Origin of the sequence: Exiguobacterium sp. A1_3_1, assembly GCF_048985645.1 — a bacterium.
GTDB lineage: Bacteria > Bacillota > Bacilli > Exiguobacteriales > Exiguobacteriaceae > Exiguobacterium_A > Exiguobacterium_A indicum.
Map to the genome: position 1 here is coordinate 1 of NZ_WBYY01000247.1, position 3,525 is coordinate 3,525.

General features: G+C 51.2%; 5 protein-coding genes and 1 pseudogene. 3 read left to right on the forward strand and 3 right to left on the reverse strand.

Annotated features, from left to right (window positions below; all coding sequences use genetic code 11):
* Window positions 1-481: TrkA C-terminal domain-containing protein (locus F8N00_RS17100; RefSeq protein WP_421018652.1), on the forward strand; the 481-nt coding region annotated here is incomplete at its 5' end.
* A gap of 84 nt (window positions 482-565) precedes the next feature.
* Window positions 566-976 (forward strand): hypothetical protein, encoded by a 411-nt coding sequence (locus F8N00_RS17105; protein ID WP_023468302.1) that lies wholly within the window; start codon window positions 566-568, stop codon window positions 974-976.
* A gap of 47 nt (window positions 977-1,023) precedes the next feature.
* On the opposite strand, the gene F8N00_RS17110 is transcribed toward F8N00_RS17105, so the two are convergent.
* Both F8N00_RS17110 and F8N00_RS17115 read right to left on the reverse strand, forming a co-directional pair.
* Window positions 1,024-2,208, reverse strand: a complete 1,185-nt coding sequence (locus F8N00_RS17110) for a hypothetical protein (RefSeq protein WP_421018653.1) — start codon at window positions 2,206-2,208, stop codon at window positions 1,024-1,026.
* 21 nt (window positions 2,209-2,229) lie between these two features.
* On the reverse strand, window positions 2,230-2,826 hold the full coding sequence (locus tag F8N00_RS17115; RefSeq protein WP_023468300.1) for a hypothetical protein: 597 nt from the start codon (window positions 2,824-2,826) through the stop codon (window positions 2,230-2,232).
* 148 nt (window positions 2,827-2,974) lie between these two features.
* Here F8N00_RS17115 and F8N00_RS17120 point away from each other — a divergent pair, with 148 nt between their 5' ends.
* The gene (locus F8N00_RS17120; protein ID WP_023468299.1) at window positions 2,975-3,121 is read left to right on the forward strand and encodes a hypothetical protein; all 147 of its coding nucleotides are present in this window, start codon (window positions 2,975-2,977) and stop codon (window positions 3,119-3,121) included.
* A gap of 35 nt (window positions 3,122-3,156) precedes the next feature.
* On the opposite strand, the pseudogene F8N00_RS17125 reads toward F8N00_RS17120, so the two are convergent.
* Window positions 3,157-3,525: pseudogene (locus F8N00_RS17125) on the reverse strand (protein phosphatase 2C domain-containing protein); the annotation flags it as partial.

The window sequence follows — 3,525 nt, forward strand, 5'->3', positions numbered from 1 at the left end:
GGTCAAAGAACAGAGTGTCATCACGGCAGCCGGATTACGGGGCGCCGTTCCGATCATTCTCGCGACCTATCCGCTTTCCAGTGGTCTCGCGGAAGCGCCGCTTCTTTTCAATATCGTTTTCTTCACCGTCATGACGTCTGCTCTCTTGCAAGGAACGGCCTTGCCGTGGATCGTCCGGCGAATGGGGCTTGAGACACAGCACGACACGACGGTCGAACCGTTCCTGAAATTCATGACCGTCACCCATCCACAAGCGGAGATCATCGAGGTCAGGGTCTCGACAAACAGTGTGATTGCCGGAAAAACGCTACAGGATATCGAGATGCCCCAGGATGTGCTCGTCGTTGCAATCATTCGTGAAGATGAAATTCTGACGCCGCGTGGTCAGACACGTGTCCTCGTAGACGATCAACTGTTGATTTTGACACCTAAACAAGCGGATCAGGATGTTCGACGGCTAATCGTGTCGCTCGGGTTATAGGTCGTTCTTTACACATCCTCCAGTAGGGTGTGTTTTTTGGTGTAGATTGGTATACTCAATAAGGAAAATAAAGGAGGAAAATTCATGTTGAAGCGATTGCTTGCCGTTATTATGACAACCGGTCTCGTTTGCACTGTGCTGACGTACATATCCTATACACCGATTACAGAGAGGGAAGCGAATACGATGTATGATTCATTCGGTTCAACATTTTTGTCATACGTCTTATTCGCCTTGCCAATCATCTTGCTGTCCGGCTTTTTACTCGACTTTATCATCGGCATGATCATTAATCGTTCTTCAACGACACTAGCGTATGTGCCGACAGTCGTTGGTTATGGGATGTACGGCATCGTGATTGCGAGTCTCCTGATTCTCTTGACGACGAAGGACGAATTTGACCTGCCGCTTTCTTTTACGATCGCTACTCTGACAGCAATGATCTATTACAGTCTGTCCGTCGTCTTTAATCGATTGTCACAGCACGCGCACTAAAAAAACGAACAGGCACGTCTGCTTACTCGCGGACGTGCCTGTTCGTGTTATTCTGCTTCCGTTCGTTCAATCGTGATGACACCCGGTGGACGATGCGGGAAGGTCAACGTCAGACCGGCAAAGCGACAAATATCATCTTCGTTCGGTGCCCGGTGCACCCACTCGATCGTCTCTTGCCTTGCTAGCGCGTGGCGGATCCGGTTATCGGCTTGTGTACGCGAGATGCCGCGGCAATCGACGTTCGTGATATACGTCGCTTCGTCCGACTCGATCTGTTGCCAAATCCCGAGGATCAGTTGACCAATCGGACTGACGGATTGACCATCCGGTTCTTCACTGCTGACGGCATCATCGAGCATTTCGATGACAGCGTCACACGTCTCACCGGAAGCAAGCAATCGCGTCGATCCTTGTTGTAGAATCCGGTATCGCGTCACGCCGTTCTCGAGCCACAAGCGCTGTGCGAATGGATTGACCGGAACACCGTGGAAAAATGTCTGCGTCCCGCGCCAAGCAAAACCAAATGATGGATCGTACGCCCGAATCGTCGCCATGGCGCGATCATGGAACTTAGCGATCGTCTGTCGTTCTGTTTCCAGTAAGGTCCGGATCGCCTCTTCATCCTCTAACGGGACCGTCTTTGGTGTCACGGTGAATAATTCCGATTCCGGTAAGCGGTGTAGGGACAAGATCGTTCCGTCGAATCGATAATCGTTCGCCGGACGTCCAGTACGCCCGACGGATAAGCGCCACGTCCGATCTTCCGGCATGAAGGCATAACTTTGATGGGCAAAAGGTGGCGCGACGAACAGTCCCGGAAACGGATCGAATGTGTCGACTCGCAGGACGTCACCGTCATACCAACACTCTTCGATCAGACGGACGAGCCGTCCGACGGGTGCATTACGGTCCGTCAGGTAACGACCGGTATTCGCATGAAATCCGAGTAGGAACTCGCGCTCTTCTTCTTGGAACGTCACCATTAAGAGTTGGAATAACGAGGCGCTCTGCTGCTCGACGAGTTGCGGCTCCTCCTCCGTCTTTGCCTCGAAGGCGACCATCTTCCAGCCGGAACGCTCATACAGATGGATCGTCACCGGAAAGAACAGGAAGGCACCATGTGTCGCTTCGAGCTTGACCATGTCCTGCGATGCTAATCGTTCCGTCAGTAGGGAAAAGCCCATTCGTTCGAAATGATCTTGCAGCCGTCGTTTCCAATGTGTGAACTCCACGCAATCCTCTCCTCTCGCGAATTATGCGCCGCGCTTTCGTAACGGATTCTTTGACCAGTAGATGTAGAGACCAACGAGTCCCGCGATGCCGATGAGATAAGACGGCGTTCCGCTGACTTGAATTAAGACGTCTGGTGCCGGGAAGACCGTCACGAGCAGTGCCTTGTAGGTTGAAAATAAAATGAAGCTGATGACGAATTGAATCCACACCCGCGGTTTGACTTGTTTAAGCTTCGGTGCCGTGATGACTTGTGACATCGCGTCGATCAAGAATAGAGCGATGATCGAGAAGAATAAGTAGTCAATCAAAGCGAATTGGAACAATCCATCGATCCCTTCGATGAAGATGAACATCAGGATCGACGAGACATAGTTTCGCGTCCAGCGTTTTTGTGTCTCCATCCGGTGTCGTTGTGGTAATTCAGCAATCATCTGATCGAGGCGTGCTTCGACCGATAGTCCGTGAATCTCTTCGAATGGACGCTGTTTCCGCTGGGCTTCATAGATATCTGCCCGCAGACGGTCTTCAATCTCCGTCCGGTCCGGTTCTGCGACATTCAGGTTCAAGCGTGGTAAAACGGTTTCTAATAGACGTGTGTTGGCTTTCGTTAATTTCAATCGATTTCCCCCTTTTTCATGTTTAAGTATACTGGGTTTTTGGGAAAAATACGTAGTGGAAGTAAAAGATTGCTTGACGAAACGATGAAGAATGTTCAGAATTATTAAAATATAGTGTCGGAATCAGACAGAAAGGACGTGTCGGATCATGCGTCAAACATTGACGAGCGCCGCCTTGATCACCTTGCTGACAAGTGCGGGCATCGCCTTCCCGTTGGCTGAAGCGAAGCCACCCGTAGACCAAGAACCGGTCGAACTCGATCAGCAACAGGAACAAACGCCTGAAACAGAATAACAATAACCCGCGCTCAAGCAGGAGCGCGGGTTATTTCATGTATCACTAGGTTGGGTGACGCGTTCGTCAATCGTGACGGTCCATGTAACGACCGTCGTACTGTCACGAACACCCTGTGCCTCGATTGTCGAGAGAAGTTCTTTGACACCACCTGATCGTAAAGTTTCCTCGATCTGCATCGCGTCAGCATATGGGGTTCCCGGGCACTCAAGCAAACCATCCGTCGTCACGAACAACTGATTCTCGCCTTGGCGCAATTCGCGGATCCCTCGCGCGTAACTCGGGACCGGTAACGCAAACGTGTTCGCGCGTCCAATCCATTCATAGAATTGACGCTGGTTCAAGGCGGCTTGTCCCATCTTCATCAGCTCCGGGTGAAACAGATACAAGACGACGTCACCGAC